16 protein-coding genes, 1 riboswitch and 1 other annotated feature are annotated in these 21,219 nt (G+C 32.0%); of the genes, 11 read left to right on the plus strand and 5 right to left on the minus strand.

The features are described 5' to 3' along the window. Nucleotides 1–11 precede the first annotated feature (11 nt). From N4T77_RS04390 to N4T77_RS04420, 7 genes are all read left to right on the plus strand, one after another. The gene (locus N4T77_RS04390; RefSeq protein ID WP_261670526.1) at nt 12–2,189 is read left to right on the plus strand and encodes a Tex family protein; all 2,178 of its coding nucleotides are present in this window, start codon (nt 12–14) and stop codon (nt 2,187–2,189) included. 141 nt (nt 2,190–2,330) lie between these two features. Beyond that, nucleotides 2,331–2,450, plus strand: a riboswitch (FMN riboswitch). A 174-nt stretch (nt 2,451–2,624) separates the two neighbouring features. Then, nucleotides 2,625–3,248 carry an ECF transporter S component gene (locus N4T77_RS04395; protein WP_261670527.1) on the plus strand — a complete coding sequence of 208 codons (624 nt, stop codon included), beginning with the start codon at nt 2,625–2,627 and terminating at the stop codon, nt 3,246–3,248. A gap of 95 nt (nt 3,249–3,343) precedes the next feature. Continuing rightward, nucleotides 3,344–4,882, plus strand: coding sequence for a hypothetical protein (locus N4T77_RS04400; RefSeq protein ID WP_261670528.1), 1,539 nt, complete (start codon nt 3,344–3,346; stop codon nt 4,880–4,882). A gap of 80 nt (nt 4,883–4,962) precedes the next feature. After that, nucleotides 4,963–5,226: an EscU/YscU/HrcU family type III secretion system export apparatus switch protein gene (locus tag N4T77_RS04405; RefSeq protein ID WP_261670529.1), complete on the plus strand. Its 264-nt coding sequence runs from the start codon at nt 4,963–4,965 to the stop codon at nt 5,224–5,226. 11 nt (nt 5,227–5,237) lie between these two features. Then, nucleotides 5,238–5,924: a metallophosphoesterase gene (locus N4T77_RS04410; RefSeq protein ID WP_261670530.1), complete on the plus strand. Its 687-nt coding sequence runs from the start codon at nt 5,238–5,240 to the stop codon at nt 5,922–5,924. A gap of 164 nt (nt 5,925–6,088) precedes the next feature. After that, nucleotides 6,089–6,382: a helix-turn-helix transcriptional regulator gene (locus N4T77_RS04415; RefSeq protein ID WP_261670531.1), complete on the plus strand. Its 294-nt coding sequence runs from the start codon at nt 6,089–6,091 to the stop codon at nt 6,380–6,382. Nucleotides 6,383–6,425: 43 nt separating this feature from the next. After that, nucleotides 6,426–8,984 (plus strand): DsrE/DsrF/DrsH-like family protein, encoded by a 2,559-nt coding sequence (locus N4T77_RS04420; RefSeq protein WP_261670532.1) that lies wholly within the window; start codon nt 6,426–6,428, stop codon nt 8,982–8,984. An 81-nt stretch (nt 8,985–9,065) separates the two neighbouring features. Here the strand turns inward: N4T77_RS04420 and N4T77_RS04425 are convergent, their stop codons facing one another. Next, the gene (locus N4T77_RS04425) at nt 9,066–9,941 is read right to left on the minus strand and encodes a DUF2225 domain-containing protein (RefSeq protein ID WP_261670533.1); all 876 of its coding nucleotides are present in this window, start codon (nt 9,939–9,941) and stop codon (nt 9,066–9,068) included. Between the two features lie 161 nt (nt 9,942–10,102). Here N4T77_RS04425 and N4T77_RS04430 point away from each other — a divergent pair, with 161 nt between their 5' ends. After that, nucleotides 10,103–10,891, plus strand: coding sequence for a GTP pyrophosphokinase family protein (locus N4T77_RS04430; protein ID WP_261670534.1), 789 nt, complete (start codon nt 10,103–10,105; stop codon nt 10,889–10,891). A gap of 46 nt (nt 10,892–10,937) precedes the next feature. Here N4T77_RS04430 and leuS read toward each other — a convergent pair whose 3' ends face one another. Next, nucleotides 10,938–13,376 (minus strand): leucine--tRNA ligase, encoded by a 2,439-nt coding sequence (gene leuS / locus N4T77_RS04435; RefSeq protein WP_261670535.1) that lies wholly within the window; start codon nt 13,374–13,376, stop codon nt 10,938–10,940. A gap of 150 nt (nt 13,377–13,526) precedes the next feature. Further along, nucleotides 13,527–13,743, minus strand: a binding site (T-box leader). 213 nt (nt 13,744–13,956) lie between these two features. Here leuS and N4T77_RS04440 point away from each other — a divergent pair. Beyond that, a complete protein-coding gene (locus tag N4T77_RS04440; protein ID WP_261670536.1) occupies nt 13,957–15,003 on the plus strand; it encodes a DNA polymerase IV in 1,047 nt (348 codons plus the stop codon). A gap of 148 nt (nt 15,004–15,151) precedes the next feature. Here the strand turns inward: N4T77_RS04440 and N4T77_RS04445 are convergent, their stop codons facing one another. From N4T77_RS04445 to N4T77_RS04455, 3 genes are read right to left on the minus strand one after another with little or no spacing between them, the layout of a single operon-like run. Next, nucleotides 15,152–15,877 carry a bilin reductase gene (locus N4T77_RS04445; protein ID WP_261670537.1) on the minus strand — a complete coding sequence of 242 codons (726 nt, stop codon included), beginning with the start codon at nt 15,875–15,877 and terminating at the stop codon, nt 15,152–15,154. 46 nt (nt 15,878–15,923) lie between these two features. After that, entirely contained in the window at nt 15,924–17,216 is a 1,293-nt protein-coding gene (locus N4T77_RS04450) for an FAD-dependent oxidoreductase (protein ID WP_261670538.1), read from the minus strand. Nucleotides 17,217–17,234: 18 nt separating this feature from the next. Beyond that, nucleotides 17,235–18,524 (minus strand): NAD(P)/FAD-dependent oxidoreductase, encoded by a 1,290-nt coding sequence (locus tag N4T77_RS04455; protein ID WP_261670539.1) that lies wholly within the window; start codon nt 18,522–18,524, stop codon nt 17,235–17,237. Between the two features lie 536 nt (nt 18,525–19,060). On the opposite strand from N4T77_RS04455, the gene N4T77_RS04460 reads away from it, so the two are divergent. Together N4T77_RS04460 and N4T77_RS04465 are read left to right on the plus strand one after the other, a co-directional pair. Further along, a complete protein-coding gene (locus N4T77_RS04460) occupies nt 19,061–19,804 on the plus strand; it encodes a LytTR family DNA-binding domain-containing protein (protein WP_261670540.1) in 744 nt (247 codons plus the stop codon). Further along, a complete protein-coding gene (locus tag N4T77_RS04465) occupies nt 19,789–21,087 on the plus strand; it encodes a GHKL domain-containing protein (RefSeq protein ID WP_261670541.1) in 1,299 nt (432 codons plus the stop codon). Before N4T77_RS04460 ends, N4T77_RS04465 begins: the two co-directional genes overlap by 16 nt. The last annotated feature ends 132 nt before the right edge of the window (nt 21,088–21,219 follow it).

The following is a 21,219-nucleotide window of genomic DNA, read 5'->3' on the forward strand; positions in this document are numbered from 1 at the left end:
TGGAGGTAGGAATGAGTACAATAGTAGATAGACTAGTAAAGGAATTGGAACTAAATAAAAAGGATGTTGAAAGTGTAATTGAGCTTTTAGACGGAGGTAATACAGTACCCTTCATAGCTAGGTATAGAAAAGAAATGACCGGGGGAATGAGTGATGTAACTCTTAGAAACCTATTTGAAAGGCTAACTTACTTGAGAAATCTTGAGACTAGGAAAGAGGATGTAATCAGACTTATTGATGAGCAAGGAAAGTTATCTGAGGAGTTAAGGAAAGCTATAAGTAACTGTGAAACCTTAACAGAAGTAGAAGATATATATAGACCATATAAGCCTAAGAAAAGAACAAGAGCTATTATTGCACAGGAAAAAGGATTAAAGCCTCTAGCAGAGGTTGTTTGGAATGGACAATTCAAAGGTGATATAAGAGAGTATGCAGCAGAATTTATAGATGGGGAAAAGGAAGTAAAATCTATAGAAGAAGCACTTCAAGGAGCGATGGATATAGTAAGTGAGACTATATCTGATGAGGCTGAGTACAGAAAGTGGATTAGAGATCTTATACACAGAGAGGGTTTTATTGAAACTAGTGGAGAAAGTAAGGAAACTACACCTTATGAGATGTACTATGAATACAAGGAGTCTGTAAGGAATATACCACCACATAGAATTCTCGCAATCAATAGAGGAGAAAAAGAAAAAATACTTTCTGTTAAAGTAACTGTAGATACGGAAAAAATAATAGCATATCTAAGAAGAAAATGCTTAAAAGAAAATAATGTTACAGATATATACATAGAGGAAAGTATAAAGGATTCATTAAAGAGGCTTATATACCCATCTATAGAAAGAGAAATAAGAGCAGAACTTACGGAAATAGGTGAAGAAGGAGCTATAAAGATATTTAAAGCCAATCTAAAAGCTCTCCTAATGCAAGCACCAATAAAAGGGAAGGTTGTTCTTGGCTTCGACCCAGGGTTTAGAACTGGATGTAAAATAGCTGTACTAGATGATACAGGAAAGCTTCTAGATACAGATACTGTTTACGCTACAACATCACCAAATCAAGTTGAAGAGTCTATAAAAAAGCTTAAGGACTTAGTATACAAACATAATGTAGATGTTATATCTTTAGGAAATGGAACTGCAAGCAGAGAATCGGAAGAAATTATCGTAAAGCTCATTAAAGAAGTAAAAGTTGAGAAGGGTAAGGAGCTTTTTTATGTAGTTGTTTCAGAAGCAGGTGCATCTGTATATTCTGCATCAGAGCTTGCTGCCAAGGAGTATCCAGATATAAACGTTTCTTTAAGAGGAGCTATATCTATAGGAAGAAGACTTCAAGACCCTCTGGCTGAGCTCGTGAAAATAGATCCTAAGTCTATAGGCGTTGGACAGTATCAGCATGATGTAGCTGCTAAAAAGCTTGATGAATCTTTAAGTGGAATAGTAGAAGATTCCGTTAATAATGTAGGGGTAGACTTAAATATAGCTACACCATCTCTTTTATCATATATATCAGGGATAAACTCTACTATAGCACAGAACATTGTAGGATACAGGGAAGAAAATGGTAAGTTTAAGAGCAGAAAAGAGCTTTTAAAGGTAAAAAGACTTGGTGCTAAGGCTTTTGAACAATGTGCAGGCTTTTTAAGGGTTATGGAAAGCGCGGAGCCTTTAGATAACACAGCAGTTCATCCAGAGTCATATAATGCTGCTAAAGATCTATTGAGTAAACTGGGATACAACAAAGAAGATTTAAAAAATAATAAACTTATAGATATTGATGATAGAATTAAGACTATTGGAATAGAGTCCTTGGCTAAAGAATTGGAAGTAGGAATTCCGACTCTTAATGATATAATAAAGGAAATTAAGAAACCTGGTAGAGATCCAAGAGAAGAATTACCAAAGCCTATTCTAAAAACAGGTATAATTGAAATTTCTCATTTAAAGCCAGGAATGGTACTTATGGGAACGGTGAGAAATGTAGCTGATTTTGGAGCTTTTGTAGACATTGGAGTGCACCAGGATGGGTTGGTTCATAAAAGTCAATTAGCAGATAGATTTGTAAAACACCCATTAGATATAGTTCAGGTTGGTGATGTTGTTGAGGTCACAGTATTAGAAGTAGATGAAAAGAGAAAGAGAATATCATTAACTATGAAAAAGCAAGGAAATTCAGTTAACAGCTAGGGGAGTACCATTAGCATGGCAGTTATAACCACATTATGATACTTAAGATTTCTTTGAGTGCTATTCATTGATATCAATTTGAAAGTTTATATTGAATTTTAGGAAAACTTGTACTATAATAAGAGTAGAAAATTTAACAATTAAAATCTTCAGGGCGGGGTGAAAGTCCCCACCGGCGGTATAGCCCGCGAGCCTAGTAATTAGGTATGATTCGGTGAAACTCCGAAGCCGACAGTAAAGTCTGGATGAAAGAAGGTAAGGTATAATGTTTATTCGCCCTGGCATTTTTGCCGGGGTTTTTTATTATACTGCTCACCTTCCCCTTAGCAAAAATCATATCTATCCAAAATGTTATAGATGTAGAGAACAGCAATGTGTCCTCATATCTATAAAGGCTTAAGGAACTAATAATTAAATTTATGGAGGGTGTAAAATATGAGAAACGGAAAATTAAACAGATTAGTTAAAATTTCATTATTAAGTGTAATCGGATTTTTACTTATGTTTATAGAGGTAGCGGTACCAATATTTCCAACATTTTTAAAAATCGATATCAGTGATTTACCAGCATTAATTGGAGCTTTTGCCTTAGGGCCAACAGCAGGAGTGGCGATAGAGCTGCTAAAAAATATACTTCATGGAATATTTAAAGGAAGCACAGCATTTGTAGGAGAATTTGCAAACTTTGCAGTAGGTACTGCTTTAGTGTTTGTAGCTGGATATATATATAATAAAAATAAAAGTAAGAAAACAGCCTTAATCGGATTACTTACTGGAAGTTTAGTTATGGCAGTGGTAGCCAGCTTGCTTAATTATTTTATACTACTACCTCTATATGAAAAGGTATTAAACTTCCCTATTAGTGCAGTAGTAGCAATGGGACACAAACTAAATAGTAATATAACAAATTTAGAAACATTTATACTATGGTCCATAGCTCCTTTCAACTTAATCAAAGGAATTATATTATCTGCTTTAACTATGGCGGTATATAAAAGTGTATCACCTATAATTCATGAAGAAGGAAGCAGAGCAAGAGAATTTGCTAAAAACAACTAATCCGGGGTTTCCTCGGATTTTTTTCTTTATAAAGTTTATTAACATACGATAATATAATATATATTAAGTAATAGTTGAAATAAGGGGGGATTACTATGGCGGGGATATGGAATGTAAATAGTGTTAATGATATAAATGCAAAAAAAATTCTTAGAAAGTTATCTTTTAATGTTGGAGAAAATTTTGCAGCTAGAGTTATAAATTCTGATAAGTTAACAGGAGAGGTGCTACTGAAGCTTTTGGATGGGTGGCAGTTTTCAGCTGAATTGCAAAATCCTATGGATATACTGCCAGAAGGACTCCTAAGATTCCAAGTGGAAGGTTTCGAGGATGGAAAACTTCAGCTAAAGCTTATAAACGCTAATGATAAAGAGCAAAGTTCAGAAAGAAAAACCCTTGATTTTTTACTGAAAGAAAAGGGCATAGCTGTAAATAAAGAAGATTATTCTCTTTTAAGTAAAATGGTAAAGCATGAAATACCTCTAACTAAAGAAAATATATCTAAAATAAAGACCATAGTAGATTTTCAAAATAAAATAAGGCTAAATGATGAAGAAGAAGACCTATTTATATCTAGGTATATGCAAAGTAAGGGAATAGAACCTAATGGTAAGGAAGGAACTAAGATAGTTAACACACTAAAGGGTTTTTTCAACCAATTAAAAAATATTTCAGAGGACGATATTATTACCCTCTTGGAAAATGGAATAGAACTAACAGAGGAAAATATAAAAAGTTTTAATGATATATTTAAAGGTTCTTCGTCTATCTATAAAGAGATAAGAGAGTTTAAGGAAAATCTGACAACTCTTATTAATAGTAAGGAAATGGAGCACACAGATAAATTTAATGTACAGTTAAATATAGAAGAAAGTAATTTACCAGCTTCAGAAGGTAGTAATAATATAGAAACTAATGAGGAACAAAAATCAACTTTGAATAGCACAGAAAATCATAAAGTAAAGACATTAACTAATAGTAATGAAAAACCTGATCAGATAAGTAAAATGGTAGCTGAGGATAATGGAAAAGATGAAATAGCTTTAAATAAGATGATAAAAAAGGAATACAGTATTGATGACATTACAAAGAATATAAAAGAACAAATAAGCACTAAAACAGAAGAAATGAAAACTGTAATAAAGGCCGTTTTAGAACAAAAGGGTGAACTGAAACCAGAAATTTATAATAACTTAATTCAGATATTGGATAAAAGTATTAATGATTTTAAGGTATATAATACAATTTCAAATCAGTATTATTATATGGATCTACCTGTTAATCTTGAAAATTATGAGTATCAATGCAAACTCATGATAAAAGATGAAAGAAAAAAAGGAAAAAGAATAGACTCTACAGATGTGAAAATAGCTGCATCAGTGAATACTATTCATATGGGAACGGTAGATGCTTATATTAAGGTGAAAAATCATAATATGGATGTAGAACTAAAGTGTGATGAACTTTGGACTAAAATTCTAGATCTAGGAAAAGAAAAAATTTTAAGTGATTTATCTAGTATGGGATATAACGTCTATATAAGAGTTGATGAAAGACAGGAAGATATGAATATTACCAGCTGTAGGGACTTTTTTGAAGATGTCAATTTAGGAAGAATTAATACTAAAGTATAAATTTACAAGAGGTCTATAACAACTTATAATAATATTATGAGTTAAGTAAGTTTATGCTTAAATCTTGCGAGGTATTTGATATGAATAAAAGAAAGAAAGCAGCGGCACTAAGGTATGAGCAGGGATATGATGCGCCAATGGTTACTGCAGCTGGCGTCGGTCATATTGCAGATAAAATATTAGAAAACGCTGAAGAGAATAATGTTCCTATAGTTTACGATGAGGAATTGGCTAATTTGCTGAATAACGTAGATGTAGGAGATGCTATTCCTCTTGAGTTATATAATGCAGTGGCTAAGGTTATAGCATATGTAATGGATATAGATAAAAATATGAATAAATAGAAGGTGATAAAGTGGCATTATTTGCAATATCAGATTTGCATCTAGACTTGACAGGAGATAAGCCAATGGATATATTTGGAGATAGGTGGCTTAACCATGATGAAAAGATAAAAAATAATTGGCTTAATAAAATTACGGATGAGGATACAGTTCTTGTTGCTGGTGATATATCTTGGTCTATGAAAATGGAAGATGGAATGAGGGACTTAGAATGGATTCACAATCTTCCAGGCAGAAAAATTATGGTGAAGGGTAACCATGACTACTGGTGGACTAGTATAAGTAAGTTAAATAATCTTTATGACGATATGGACTTTATTCAAAATAATTCATTTAACTATGAGGATTATGCAATATGTGGAACTAGAGGATGGATATGTCCAGGAGGAGATAACTTTTCTGAGCATGACGAAAAGATATATGAAAGGGAACTGAACAGGCTCAGGTTATCACTAGATTCTGCAGTAAAAAAAGGATTTAAGAAGTTTATTATTATGATTCACTACCCACCAGTGAATGAAAAACTTTTGGAGTCTGGTTTTGTAGATATATTTAAAGAATATAATGTAGAAAAAGTTATATATGGACATCTTCATGGACCATCTCTTGCAAAGGCCCTAAATGGAGAATTAAATGGAATAGAGTATATAATAACTTCTGGTGATTATATAAATTTTGATCCCATAAAAATTTTATAAGATTTTTATGGGATCAAAATTTATTGACATCTATATTTAAACATCTTAATATATAAATATAGCAATTGTTAAATATACAATTCTTGTTGTTATTATATATTATTGAAATTTGCAAAAGATATTATTGATAAAGTAAAAATTACATTTTAGTAAAGAGGTAGAGTATGGATAATAATATTCAAAGGTATAATGAAACAGCAGAGCTTCTTAAAGTATTAGCACATCCAGTTAGGTTATGCATAGTTAATGGTCTTTTACAAAAAGGTAGATGTAATGTGAGTTATATGCAAAATTGTTTGGGCGTACCACAATCTACAATATCCCAGCATCTTCAGAAATTGAGATCAGCAGGAATAATCGAAGGCGAGAGAAATGGACTAGAAATAAATTATAGTGTCTGTAGTAAAACTGCAGAGGCTTTGGTAAAACTCTTATTTAACGATAGCACCGAGGAATAGTAGGTTTAACGTATTTTAATTTTATTAAGAGGAGGATTTTTAGATGAATAAAAGAGTATTAATTGTAGGTGGTGTAGCAGGTGGAGCCTCTGCGGCAGCAAGACTTAGAAGACTTGATGAAAATGCAGAAATAGTAATGTTTGAAAGAGGAGAGTATATTTCCTTTGCAAACTGTGGACTTCCATACTATATAGGTGAAACTATAAAGGAAAGAGAGAAGTTATTAGTTCAAACCCCTGAAGCTATGAATGAAAGATTTAATATAGATGTTAGAATAAACAGTGATGTAATAGGAATTGATGCTAAAAATAAAAAGGTAAAAGTAAAAAGCAAGGATAAAGGTGAATATGAGGAAAGCTATGATTATCTAATTTTGTCACCAGGAGCTGCACCACTTAAGCCACCAATAGAAGGAATTCAAAGTGATAAAATATTTACATTGAGAAATGTACCGGATACAGACAAGATAAAGTCTTATGTAGATAACAAAAATATTAAAAATGCAGTAGTTATAGGTGGCGGATATATTGGTGTTGAAATGGCAGAGAACCTTAAAGAAAGAGGTTTAAATGTAGCGCTAGTTGAAGCTGCCCCACATATATTAGCACCATTTGATTCTGACATGGTAACTTATGCAGAAAAAGAATTGGAGGACAATGGGGTAGGTATTATTTTAAATGACGGAGTTAAAGCATTTAAGGAAGAAGGAACTGGATTAAATGTAGTATTAAATAGTGGCAAGACTTTATATGCGGATATAGTTATACTTGCCATAGGAGTTAAGCCAGATACTGCTTTTCTAAAAGATTCAGGAATAGAATTTGGACCAAGAGGCCACATAATTACAAACAATAAAATGGAAACTAACTTAGACGGTGTATATGCTGTTGGAGATGCTGTAGAGGTTGTTGATTTTGTAAATGGGGGCAAAACTGCTATTGCATTAGCGGGACCTGCTAACAAACAAGGCAGAATAGCTGCAGACAATGTATGCGGGTTAAACTCAACTTATAAGGGAACTATGGGGTCAGCTATTATTAAGGTGTTTGATTTAACTGGTGCAAGTACAGGAAATAATGAAAGAACACTAAAGGCTAAAAACATACCGTATAGAGTTATATACCTTCATCCTAACTCAAGTGCAGGATATTACCCAGGTGGATCGCCAATGTCAATGAAACTTATATTTAATGATGAAGGAAAGATATTAGGAGCTCAAGCCTTTGGATATGTTGGCGTAGATAAGAGAATGGATGATATAGCAACTACAATGAGACTTGGCGGAACAATTTATGATTTAGCAGAATTAGAGCTAACTTATGCACCACCATACTCTTCTGCAAAGGATCCGGTAAATATGGCTGGATTTATTGCAGAGAACGTACTGACAGGTAGACATGAGGTTGTGCTTCCAGAAGATATTGATAATAGAGATAGAAGTAAAACTCAACTCATAGATGTAAGAACTGATGAAGAATATAGTAATGGCAGAATAGAGGGATCCATAAATATACCAGTAGATAACCTAAGAGATAGAATAGATGAAGTAGATAAAAATAAGGAAATTTTGGTTCACTGCCAAGTTGGTCTTAGAGGATATATAGCTGCGAGAATTTTAATGGCAAATGGTTTTAAGGTTAAAAATCTAACTGGTGGATACAAAACTTATACTATGAGCAAGTTCAAACCAAAGGAAGTTACAATGGATAAGGATAGCGAAGATGGTTCTATGAACCTAAGAGAAGAGGACAGGGATGTCAGTTTAGAAAGTAACTCAAATGAATATAAAGAGGCCCATAAGGATAGCATTAAACAAGAAGATGCAGAATATAAAGATGGAAGTTTTGATAAGAACCTAGATGCCTGTGGATTGAGCTGTCCCGGTCCTTTAATGAAGGTTAACAGTGCCATAGGAGATATGAAAGAAGGAGAAATTCTAAAGGCTACTGCGTCAGACCAGGGGTTTTATGAAGACATAAAGTCTTGGTGTCAGCGAACTAATAATAAATTAGTAGATAGAAAAAGGGAAAAGGGAAACATTATAGCTTTCATAAGAAAGGGTAATGGCAAACAGGTAAGCAGTAATAATTCATCAGAGGATTCAGAAGATGCTGGTGGTATGATTTCACAAAGAGACAATAAAACTTTAGTTGTATTTAGTGGTGACTTTGATAAAGCTATGGCATCCTTTATAATTGCAAATGGAGCTGCAGCAATGGGGAAAAAGGTTACTATGTTCTTTACCTTTTGGGGCTTAAATATCCTAAGAAAGCATGAAAGGGTTCCTGTGCAAAAAGGAGCCATAGACAAAATGTTTGGCATTATGATGCCAAGAGGAGCTAAGAAGTTAAAGTTATCTAAAATGAATATGATGGGAATGGGCACAAAGATGATGCAGAAGGTGATGAAGGATAAAAATGTTTCTTCTCTTGATGACTTGATTAAGTCAGCTATGAAAAGTGGAATAGAAATAGTTGCATGTCAAATGACTTTGGACGTGATGGGTCTTAAGAAGGAAGAATTAATAGATGGAGTCAAAATAGGAGGAGTAGGTTATTACTTAGGAGAAGCGGAAGATTCTAACGTAAACTTGTTCATATAAGCAAATTAATGGGACGGAAAAGTTTAGGTGCACTGAACACCGGTGTTCAGTGCACCCAAACTTTTTTCTGTTTCATTATACTTATTTAAAGAATCTGGAGAAAAAGCCTTTTTTGTTTTTCTTGTCATCCTCTTCAGAAACATCCTCAATATTGTCAGTGCTATTTTTGCTTTGAAGTTCCTTAATTAGATCCCTTTGGTCACGGCATTTATCCTTAATTTTTGAAGAAGCTCCAGGCGTAGCTACAACCTTACTAAACCAATTTAAAGCTTCATCATCATTTCCAACTCTTCTGTTAAGTTCTCCAATAAGATACATAGAAGTAAATTTATCCATGCCATATAGAGGGAAGTCTTCATTAAAAAAGGCATCATTAAAGCCCTCTAAAGCTTGTTTTATAAAGGTCAATTCATTGGCTTCATCACCTAATATTCTGTACATCCAAGCAAGTTTTAGGCAGTTCATAGCCTTTTTACTAGCTTTTGCTTCTATAACATAATAACTGAGTAAAGAGAGCTTATATCTTTCTATAGCTATATTTATATCATATACCTCTGGATAAGTTTTGCCAGTCCATCTTGAGGTGATTTTTTCTTTAATAGCGTCACACTGATAATTTCTAATCTTGCTAAAGTCATTCTTCATTGCAGAATAACCACAACTGCTGCATACCCAAACATCATAAAAATAAGGATTGATAAGAGCATATTTTATAAAAAAATCAGAATCCTGTTTTTCAATTCTATAAGCTGATGTTTTTACAGATCTAGCTTTAAAAGAACTTTCACATACAGGACAAGTAACTTGTCTATCATATAAAAGTGATTTTATCTTGTCGTCTTCACTTTTTTCTTCTAATTGAGGGGTTTTATCTTCTTCTTCTTTTTTATATAGGTTTACACTACTTACGTCATCAAAGCCCAAGTTTTCAAGTCCAGAAAATATATTATTTGACATATAAATATCACCTACAATGCTTATATTTTATTATATATTTTATTATATCAAAATATTATGGGAAATAATATTATTTATTTACATATATAATCTAATACAATAAAGTAGTATAATAATAGATGGCAAACTATTAAGATTATACTATATAGAGGTGATCTGACATGGCTATAGGAGAATGGAAAACATTTTTAATACCGTATGAGCAAGCTGTTGAGGAATTAAAAGTTAAGATTAGAAGTATAAGAAAAGAATACAGAAGAAAAAATGAATATTCACCTATTGAATTTGTGACAGGAAGAGTAAAGGAATTATCCAGCATACTAGAGAAGGCAAACAAGTTTAATATACCTTTAGACAGAATTGGTTACGAAATGGAGGACATAGCTGGATTAAGAGTTATGTGTCAGTTTGTTGATGATGTCGAGAAGGTTGTAGATATAATCAGAAGCAGAAAAGACATGCAAATAATTTATGAGAAAGATTATGTAACAAACGTAAAAGAAAGTGGTTATAGAAGCTACCATATAATAATTAAGTATCCTGTAAATATGGCAGATGGTCAGAAGGAGATATTAGCTGAATTTCAAATAAGAACATTAGCTATGAATTTTTGGGCTACTATAGAACACTCCTTAAACTACAAGTATAAACATAAAATTCCTGATAACATTAAGGCGAAGCTTAAGTCAGCTGGAGATGCAGCCTTTCAATTAGATCAACAGATGTTGGAGATAAAGGACGAAATAAAGGATGCTCAAAAGCTATTTGAGGTGAAATCAAGTTTGGTTTCAGATATAATGAATAATGTACTTACCTTATCTTCAATGGGAAAACATGCTGAATCCACAAGGTATCAGTCTCAACTAAACAAACTGATTGAAGAAGGAGAAGCATATGAATTAGCTAGTTTATTGAAGTCTACAGAAAAGACCTTAGAAATTTATAGATAAAAATAGTGATTTTATAAAATAAAAATGGGGGAAAAATCCCCCGTTTTTATTTTGCCACTATATTTACAAGACGACCTTTAACAACTATAACTTTTTTAATTTCTTTACCCTCTAAGAAGATTTTCATTTCCTCATTATTTATAGCCACTTCCTTTATTTCATCTTCAGATAAACCTGTAGCTACATTCATCTTAGCCTTTATCTTTCCGTTAACCTGAATTGCTATTTCAATCTCATCTTTTACAAGTGCCTTAGGGTCAAAAACAGGCCATTTTTCATTGAATACTGAATAGCTCATACCAACAAGTTCCCACTGCTCTTCAGCAAAGTGAGGTGCAAAAGGAGCAATAAGCTTTATAAGATCAATTATCACTTCTTTTAAGAATGATGGATTTTTAACTTCTTCTGTTAAATATTTTGAAAGAGTATTAGTATATTCCATCAGTCTTGCTATTGATGTATTGAACTGGAACTTATTGGCATCCTCGGATATAGATTTTATTGCAAAATGTCTCATGTAATTTAACTCTTTTTCAGCTTTATCTAGAGTAGTTTTGTCATTCTTAGGATTATTTATTTCTTCTCTACAGGATTCTAAAATTCTTTCCACTCTATCTACGAATCTTCCCATAGATTTTATACCGTCATCACTCCATGCTCCACCTTCAGTGTAGTCAAAGCCGAACATTAAATACATTCTAAATACATCTGAACCAAATTCCGTAATATAATCATCTGGTGATATGGTGTTTCCCTTAGATTTGCTCATTTTTTGTCCATCTGGTCCTAGTATAAGCCCTTGATGTCTTAGAGCTAGGAATGGCTCTCCAAAGTTTATATATCCCATATCTCTTAAAGCTTTTGTTATAAATCTAGCATATAAAAGATGCATACAAGCATGCTCTGGTCCTCCAACATACATATCTACTGGAAGAACTTTGTTTATTTTTTCTGTATCAAAAGCTTTTTCGGAGTTTTTATTATCAGCATATCTCAAATAGTACCATGAAGAACACACAAAGGTATCTAAAGTATCTGCTTCTCTTTTAGCAGCTCCTCCACATGTAGGACATGTAGTATTTATAAACTCCTCTGACTTAGAAAGTGGTGATTTACCGTCTGGTGAAAATTCTACATCATATGGAAGCTCAACAGGAAGTTGATTTTCAGGAACCGGCACTGTTCCGCACTTCTCACAATGAATCATAGGTATAGGTGTACCCCAGTATCTTTGTCTTGAAACTAACCAGTCTCTTAATCTGTAGTTAACTTTTCCAGCACCAAGACCCATAGACTCAAGCTTTTTAATAACAGCTTTTTTACCTTCTTCGCCAACTAATCCATTAAACTCTTCGCTGTTAACCATCTTTCCATACTCAGTATAAGGAAGGGAATCTCCACCTTCAATAACCCTTTCTATTGGAAGGTTATACTTCTTTGCAAAAGCAAAGTCTCTTTCATCATGAGCAGGAACTGCCATAACTGCTCCAGTACCATAAGTGTTTAATACATAGTCTGCCACCCAAATAGGAACCTTTCTTCCATTTATCGGATTTATAGCATAGGAGCCAGTGAATACTCCTGTTTTCTCTCTAGTAATTGACTGTCTTTCAATATCAGACTGCTTTTTAGCCTGGTCTTTATATTCTTCAACTTGAGCTTTATACTCAGCAGTTGTCAGACTATCTACTAAATTATTTTCTGGTGCTAAAACTGCATAAGTAACTCCAAAAAGTGTATCAACTCTTGTAGTAAATACATCAAATTGTAAGTCAGAATTCTCTACTTTAAAGGTTACTTGAGCACCTATTGATTTTCCAATCCAGTGTCTTTGCATTGCTTTAGTTTTTTCAGGCCAATCAAGGTTATCTAATTCCTCTAATAGTTCATCAGCATAATCTGTAATCTTTAGGAACCACTGAGTTAAGTCTTTTTTAGTAACTTCAGTAGAGCATCTTTCACAGGCACCATCAACAACCTGTTCGTTAGCAAGAACTGTATTACAGCTGGGGCACCAATTTACAGGAGCTTTCTTTCTGTAAGCTAATCCCTTTTTATAAAGCTCTAAGAATAGCCATTGATTCCACTTATAATATTCAGGTAAACAAGTTATTACTTCATTTTCCCAGTTAAACATAGCGCCCATGGCTCTTAACTGTTTTTCCATAGTTTCAATGTTTTTCATGGTAGAATCCTTAGGATGAATTCCTGTTTTAATAGCAAAGTTTTCTGCAGGAAGACCAAAGGCATCGAAACCCATTGGTTGGAACACATTATGTCCCTGCATTCTTTTCATTCTAGCCCATGAATCTACTGGTCCGTAGTTAAACCAGTGACCGGCATGTAGCTTACTTCCAGAAGGATAGGAGAACATCTCAAGCGTATAAAGCTTATTCTCTAGATTGGTATCATCGAATTTATATAACTCAGTTTCCTCCCATTTTTTTTGCCACTTTTCATCTACATTAGTTCCGTAGTTACCCATAAAATCGCTCCTTTTCTATAGTTTAGTTACATAATAACTATTTTAACATTATCTACATAAAATAAACCTGTTTTTATTTCATGACACCTTACTTATTTAGTAGGCCTATTTAATTAATAAAAGAATAAAAAAAGCCTTTCATCTCATAATTCAAGAGACGAAAAGCTTATACTCCGCGGTACCACTCTTATTAAACTTAGTACATTACTATACTTAGTTTCACTCAAAAATATAACGGTTTCTACCGTACCTGCTTTTCTGCAAGTAAGCTCCAAGGCGAGTTCATATACTATCAACGCTGTTTTTCACCATCCAACAGCTCTCTTATGAAGATGAGAATATTACTATTCCTTTTCAAAGCCTCATATTTAGTTTATAAAGATTTTATAGCAATAGTAAGTTTTTGTCAAGGATAATTTGTTGTTAATTATAAGCAGTGCAAATTAGTTTAACAAACTATTTAGTTTTAATCATTACTTTATTTTATTATATATATATCATAACTGTGACATAATGTTGACAAGGTTATGTGGTAAAATATAATTATAAGCTTGATATAAAACATATGGAGGAGTATTAGGTGGATAAAGTGATAATGCATGTAGACATGGATGCCTTTTTTGCATCTGTTGAAATAGTGGATAACAAGAATTTAAGAGGAAAGCCTGTAATAATTGGAGGTAATTCTAACAGAGGAGTGGTTGCAACTTGTTCCTATGAAGCTAGAGCTTATGGGGTAAGAAGTGCTATGCCTATATACATGGCCAAGGAAAAGTGTCCTAAGGCCATTATTCTTCCTGTTAGATATGGAAGATATAAAGAAATATCTAATAAAATATTTAATATTTTTTATGAAATAACTCCTTATGTAGAGCCTTTGAGTATAGATGAAGCCTATTTAGATATAACTGATATAAATAAGAGCCCACTAGATATAGCAAGTTTTGTTAAAAATAGAGTAAGAAAAGAAACGGGGCTTACTATTTCTGCAGGATTATCTTATAATAAATTCCTAGCAAAGCTAGCCTCTGATTGGAATAAGCCTAATGGGCTAAAAATAATTGGAAAGGATGAGGTGCCAAAAATTCTCTTTCCCCTTTCTATAGATAAAGTCCACGGATTAGGAAAAAAATCCGCTAAGAAGCTTAATAATATTGGTGTTTACACTATAGAAGAGTTATATAAGCTGCCTCAAGATTTATTAGTAGAGTTCTTCGGAAAGTTTGGAATAGATATTTATGATAGAATTAGAGGAATAGATAAGAGAGAAGTTCAGATATTAAGGGAAAGAAAATCTATTGGTAGGGAAACTACATTAAGCAATGATACCAATGATAAAGAAGAACTAAAATTATATATAAAAGCCTTTGCAGGGTCTATTGCGGATACATTGGAAAATAAAAATGTAAAGGGTAAGAATATTACTATAAAAACAAAAACCTCATCTTTTGTTAACCATACTAAGAGTAAAACCCTGTCCTATTATATATCTAATGAGGCGGACATATACAGAGAAGCCTGCAGTATTTTAGAAGAATTAGAATTTGAAGAAAAGATAAGACTAATAGGAATATCAATTTCATCTTTTAAAGAAGACAAGATTGAACAGTTATCTTTCCTCAAATAATAAAAGAACTCTCCAATTGGTATCAGAGTTTTCTGTATAAATTGGAGGTCGGAAAATAACTTTTTTGTTTTCCGACCTCTAAAACTATATTTCCTCTTTACCCTTTAAATTAAGCTGTATATTGTAAACAGTCTACTTAATAGTTTACTTACCTGCTTGTTCCAAAAAACACCTTATTAAAAAATTCTTTGGTTGCATCACTACCCATAACCGTCTTAAATACATTTGTAGATACGCCTCCATTATCGACTAATCCATCTGTATAGTCTTGCGTAATTTTCCATTTTAACTTTCTTGCTTCTGTTGTCAATAACTCACTATTGCTTTCCATTTCAGTAAATAAGTTCAGGTTATCTACAAACATAGATGATATCTCTGAATCCTTAGTTCTATCTGTGTTTTTAGCTGTACACACTGGCTTTAATGAATCATACCAGCATTCTTTCAGTTTCATATCCTCTAAGTGATTATGTTCTGCTTTAAGACTTGAAAACTTACTCATATAATTTAAATAGCGCTCATCTTTTTCTGGTACTAAATCATAATATTCAATTAAAAAACTTCTTCTTTCCTGCATATATATATAATCAGTTGAAAACAAAGGTAATGATTTATAATATGGAGTAATTACAAATGAGGCCATTTGAAGTTTAATTGAATCTTTAGAATCCATTACTAAAAGATTTCCCACGCCATTAATCTCATACTGTTTAATGCTATAATCAATACCTTGTATTCGTAGATTAGCAAATTTTCCAGTTTCAGCTTCTTTAAGGTCATACTTAGCAGTCAATAAATCCATTCCCCTTTTAATATGCTGCTCAATAATCTCCTTATTAATATGAAAAATATTTTCATTATCTATTTTACTCATATCATTTCTCCCATTCTCAAAAATAATAGTCATCTATAACATGGTATTAATTGAGTTTTCCTTCACGATTCAACTCATCAATATTCTTTATCTTATCAAATAAAATTGGTTTTTCATTTTGAATCTGGGCCTTATGGGATAAAATTGCCTTCCATACGTTTTTAGGAACCTCAAACTGACTGAAGTTTCCATTGACTAATTCGCCTTCAACCAAAGAAAACATATAGTCAAGTTCTTCATCTGTGTATTTTGGTCTCATACCTAAACTGCCATATAACTTAACGAATTCAAGAGGGTCAGTACGATTGAAATCAAATGCATCATCCCACCAGCTTGTATATTTTTCAAAACCATTTATGCCATTAAGTTCATCATTTATGGCATTAGCTGCATGGTAGCCACACATTAATGCTCCCTGAACAATAGTCTCAATATGGGCTGCACTATCACCAATTACAAGTACATTACCGTTGTATGGTTTTAAAAGTGAATCATAAGACTTAACGGCACATCCTCTTCTTTCTATGACACGGGCATTAGTAAAATGATGGCTCATTGGGCTATCATTAATAAGTTTTTCAAAAAGAACATCAGGTCTTAAATCTTTAGTACCCATAATGGTAAGTTCAATAGCGTCATTACCTTCAATAGCAGATTCAACCATTACTTCTGCAAAAGGATGATATTTACTTCCATAGAATTGATTCCAGCTTTGTGGTTCAAACCCAGTAGTACCTTCCATAATACAGCTAAATACCAAAGGTGTGCCATAGTGAGTTCTTCCTTTATTAAGACCAAATAATCCAGTTAATTTTGCATTGACACCCTCAGCAATAACTAATTTCTTTGCTAAAATAGTAGAAATTTTATTATTGCATTTAATGTTTACACTAACATGGTCACCTAGGTCTTTTCCTTCATATGCTATGGTTTCTAACATTAATTCCACACCTAACTTTTCACAATCCTTCCATAGGTCCCCAAGCAGATGCCCTTTGTCGAACTTTATTGCAACTGGTCTATGATCTAGATGCGCAAAATGTATTTTATGACCGCCAGGAGAGTGATGGTAGTGGTCAACAATATTTAATAATCGTCCAGTGTAATTTATATGAAAACCATTCTTTGTAAATATTATTTTATTATCTTCTATTTTAACAGTTTCATTCTCATAGCCATCATCCATAACAAATTGAGCAGAGCATGCACGTTTTACATTTGTAATATCTTTTTTCATTTCAATGACTGTTACTTTTAAACCTAATTCTGCTGCTCTTTTTGCAGTCATTAGTCCTGCTGGTCCTGCACCAATTACGATTAAATCAATCATAGTTTCCATATTATAGCTCCCCTCAAATTAATTCTTAAATGTATCTGTTAAAGTCATAGTGTTCATCTTTTTTATTTTTTCATATATAACAGGTTTTTCACTTTGAATCTTGTCTTTATGCAATAAAATTGCATCCCAAATAAGTTTTGGAGTTTTATATTGACTATAAGTACCTTCTAATACTTTATCTTCAATAAGACCAAAAAGATAATCAAGTTCATCATCAGTATATGTTGGTACAAGTGCATAACCTTGAGATACTAGAAGATATTCATCACTATTAAATTCAAAAGCTTTTTTCCACCAATTAGTATAATTTTCAAAACCATTCTTTCCTTGAAGTTCCTCATTTATTGCATGTGCTGCATGATATCCGCACATAAATCCACCTTGAACTTCAACTTCAACAAAGGCAGCACTATCACCAATTGCAAGAACATTGCCTCTATAAGGTGTTTTAAGTGACGAAAAAGCTTTTACAGCACAGCCTTGTTTATCGATTAACTTAGCAGTTTCAAAATTCTTTTTAAGTGGACTTTTATTAATAACATTTTCATAAATTGAATCTGGTCTTGCATTTGCAGAACCTGAAATTGTTAGTTCAAAAGTGTTATCTCCATATAAGCTAGGCCCTATAATTATTGGTGCATTAGAGAAAAATGATTTTCCATAAAAGAGATTCCAGCTATTGGGTTCAATTCCTGATATGCCTTCAAGTATATATTTTACTACGAGAGCTGTAGCAAAGTTAGTTCTACCTTTATTTAAACCGAATAAGCCAGTTAAATGTGCATTTGCGCCCTCAGCAATGACAACTTTTTTTGCATTTAAAGTATAGCTAATATTATTATTATCTTTAAGATTTATGCTTACGTAGTCACCATTATCGGATCCTCCAGATGCCAAAGTTGACATTCTAACGTCAACGCCTAAATCTACACATTCTTTACATAAATCATCAAGAAGTTTTCGTTTATCAAACTTTACAGCAAATGCTTTTTCGCCTGGAAGAGCAAAATGAATTCTATGGCCATTAGGAGACTTATAGTATTTATTCTTAACATCAACTAAAGTTCCAGTGTAATTAACTTGGAAATTATTCTTTGTAAATAATATTTTCCCATCTTCTAATTTAATAAATTCATTTTCATAACCATCATCTAAAATAAATTGAGCAGAACATGCTCTACGTAACTCTTTGAAGTTTTTATTCTTTTCAATAAGCGTAACCTTCAATCCTAATTCTGCTGCGGTTTTTGCAGTCATAAGTCCTGCTGGGCCAGCGCCAATAACTAATAAATCAATAATATTATTCATAATCCTGAACATCTCCTTTAATTTATTAAATATAAATAGAGTATATTTTTTTATTGTCAAAGTAATGTTTGTTAGTACAATTCAGAGTCCGTGTTAAATAATGATTTAGTTCTAAATCAAGTTTGGAATGGAAGTCCTACATCTCAACCAACAGTGAAAAATATTAGTAAAAATACTTTTATACATTCATTTATAAAATTAGATAGGCTACCTAACTATTATATTACTCTTTTTTGAATAATTAGTCAATTGTAAGTGGTTAATAAATTATTTAGTTAATGGTAGGTTTAATAAGAAAGTATTACTAAGTCTAGCGATACCAACTTGCTTTAGCGCCCAAGTGGAGTTTGCTTATGAGAAATAATATATATTAATATATTCTGTAAGTTACGTAACTTTTACAAAACTAATCAAAAGAAATATTTAGATTTTTTAAAGCAATAATGATTTAATATACATATTTATGGTAGACTATAAATTAATGAAAATGACACATAGTTTCATAAGTTAGGCTTATGTTGTAAAAATGTGAAGAGGTGATTCTTTTGAATGTAATTATATGTGAAGACAGACAAGAAAATATAAAAGAAATTTCACGAATAACAAAATCCTTTTTTGAAGATAAAGGTTTGGAATGCAACATTAAAGCATTTAAAAATTATGAAGAAACAGTAAATTATATTAAAGCTTTAAATTCATATGAGGATTGTTTGTATATTTTAGATATAGACTTAAAACAGGATAAAAATGGATTGTTGCTGGGGAGAGAGATAAGAAATATTGATGAATATGAGGGAGAAATGATATATGTTACTGCTCATGTTCATCAAATGCAAAGTGTATTTAAATATAAGCTTAAAATACTGGATTTTATAGACAAAGGCTATAATATGGAAAATAGCCTTAAGGAAGCACTTGATGTATATTCTAAAATTTATAAGGAAAAGATTCAAAGCAAATCTTTAATATTTAAAGTTGGTGGAAATGTATTTATGATAAAGCCTTCCGATATTATCTGTTTAGAAACAGATAAGAGCAAAAAGAAAATTATTATCTACACAACTAAAGAACAAGTATGTATAAACTTGACTTTAAAAGAAATTCAAGAGAAGCTTTCAAATGAGTTCATACAAATTCATAGAAGTATAATTGTAAACAAAGAGCATATCAAAAAGATTGAAAACATTGATGATAATTTATATGTAGTTCTTACTGGCGATATAAGAGAAATTGTCTCCAAGAGAAGAGAAAAGGAGATAAGGGGATGCATTACACAATAGCAACTACACTAGTACAGACTTATCTTATATATGCTTTTTATAATAAAAAGGTAAGGGTTAATATTAATGGAATTTGTGCAGTAGTATTAGTCATACTTATTAAGCCTACTGTTATGGCATTTTTAAAAGATAACTTTTTATCCTTTATATTTGTATGGTTTTGTAATTACATTATAACCTATTTCTCTATTGGGAAGAATTTTAAACAAAATCTGGAGCTTTCCTTTTTTGTTGAATTAATTACTTTAATGGCTTACTACATGAGTGCAGGCATAGTGCTTATTTTGGGATATACCATAAGTATAAAAGATATATTTAACTTTAATATATTGTTTTATAACGTCAATTTTTACTTTATATTAATTTACTTAGCTATCATGATAGCTTTCGGATTACTTAGAAGATATATTCCCCTAAGTTTTTCTGAAGAGGATGTAAAGAACAGAAACTTTAACGGCATATATATCATTATGGCTATTAATATACTAATAAAGATAATAAATGACTTAAATGTGAACTATGGAATTAAATTAATTTCCTTTGTTTCTATAAACTTCTTTATTATAGTTTTTTATATTATAAATGATGAATTAAACATTAAAAAAGTAAAAGATGAATTGGAATTGAATGAAAAGGAGAAGAGAATTAAAGAACTAACTCTCTATATAGGAACTATAGAAAAATTAGTGGAAAAGTATAGAGAGTTTAAGCATGATTATAAAAACATATTGCTGGGCATTGGAGCAGAAAGTTTAAATGAGAATAATTTATTAGACAAACTAAATAGAGAGATAGTAGGGGATAAGAGCTATGATGCATTTTTAAATTTAAAGGATGTAAATTATAGTACTCTAAAATCTATGCTCTCATACTATATTATGTTAAGTATTAAAAAAGCCATAGATGTCAGCTTAATAGTTATAGGAGATGTAAAAGAAACTCATATACCTGAGCTGGAATTTTCTAGGACTATGGGAATTATACTAGAAAATGCTTTAGAGGAAGCTTCGGAAAATGAGGATAAGAGAGTGGAAATTTATGTAGAGGTAATTAATGATGACTTAAATATCACAGTAGCAAATACTTTTAAGGGTGGAAAAGTAAACTTAACTGAAATTTATGAGAGAGGATACTCTAGTAAGGGAGAGGATAGAGGATTAGGCCTTTATATACTTAAGGATATAGTTGATAAAAATCCTAACATGACTTTGAATACATTTATAAGGGAAGAAATGTTTGTTCAAGATTTAACCATTTTCTCTCCTAAGAAAAAGGTTAAATAAAAACAAAATAACATAGTATGAAGTGGAAAATAAGAATAGGCTGGGGTTTTAAATCCCAGCTTATTCTTATTTGAATGAATCCAGGAATATAGCCACTCTCTGATTTCACAGAGTTTGTATGGGAGTATTAGA

Origin of the sequence: Clostridium sp. CX1, from assembly GCF_025398335.1 — a bacterium.
Classification (GTDB): domain Bacteria; phylum Bacillota; class Clostridia; order Clostridiales; family Clostridiaceae; genus Clostridium_AM; species Clostridium_AM tanneri.

Excerpts from the sequence above, each read along its gene's own strand:
- N4T77_RS04390 (WP_261670526.1), top strand. The coding sequence starts at position 12 with ATGAGTACAATAGTAGATAGACTAGTAAAGGAATTGGAACTAAATAAA.
- N4T77_RS04395 (WP_261670527.1), top strand. The coding sequence starts at position 2,625 with ATGAGAAACGGAAAATTAAACAGATTAGTTAAAATTTCATTATTAAGT.
- N4T77_RS04400 (WP_261670528.1), top strand. The coding sequence starts at position 3,344 with ATGGCGGGGATATGGAATGTAAATAGTGTTAATGATATAAATGCAAAA.
- N4T77_RS04405 (WP_261670529.1), top strand. The coding sequence starts at position 4,963 with ATGAATAAAAGAAAGAAAGCAGCGGCACTAAGGTATGAGCAGGGATAT.
- N4T77_RS04415 (WP_261670531.1), top strand. The coding sequence starts at position 6,089 with ATGGATAATAATATTCAAAGGTATAATGAAACAGCAGAGCTTCTTAAA.
- N4T77_RS04420 (WP_261670532.1), top strand. The coding sequence starts at position 6,426 with ATGAATAAAAGAGTATTAATTGTAGGTGGTGTAGCAGGTGGAGCCTCT.
- N4T77_RS04425 (WP_261670533.1), bottom strand. The coding sequence starts at position 9,941 with ATGTCAAATAATATATTTTCTGGACTTGAAAACTTGGGCTTTGATGAC.
- N4T77_RS04430 (WP_261670534.1), top strand. The coding sequence starts at position 10,103 with ATGGCTATAGGAGAATGGAAAACATTTTTAATACCGTATGAGCAAGCT.
- leuS (WP_261670535.1), bottom strand. The coding sequence starts at position 13,376 with ATGGGTAACTACGGAACTAATGTAGATGAAAAGTGGCAAAAAAAATGG.
- N4T77_RS04445 (WP_261670537.1), bottom strand. The coding sequence starts at position 15,877 with ATGAGTAAAATAGATAATGAAAATATTTTTCATATTAATAAGGAGATT.
- N4T77_RS04450 (WP_261670538.1), bottom strand. The coding sequence starts at position 17,216 with ATGGAAACTATGATTGATTTAATCGTAATTGGTGCAGGACCAGCAGGA.
- N4T77_RS04455 (WP_261670539.1), bottom strand. The coding sequence starts at position 18,524 with ATGAATAATATTATTGATTTATTAGTTATTGGCGCTGGCCCAGCAGGA.
- N4T77_RS04465 (WP_261670541.1), top strand. The coding sequence starts at position 19,789 with ATGCATTACACAATAGCAACTACACTAGTACAGACTTATCTTATATAT.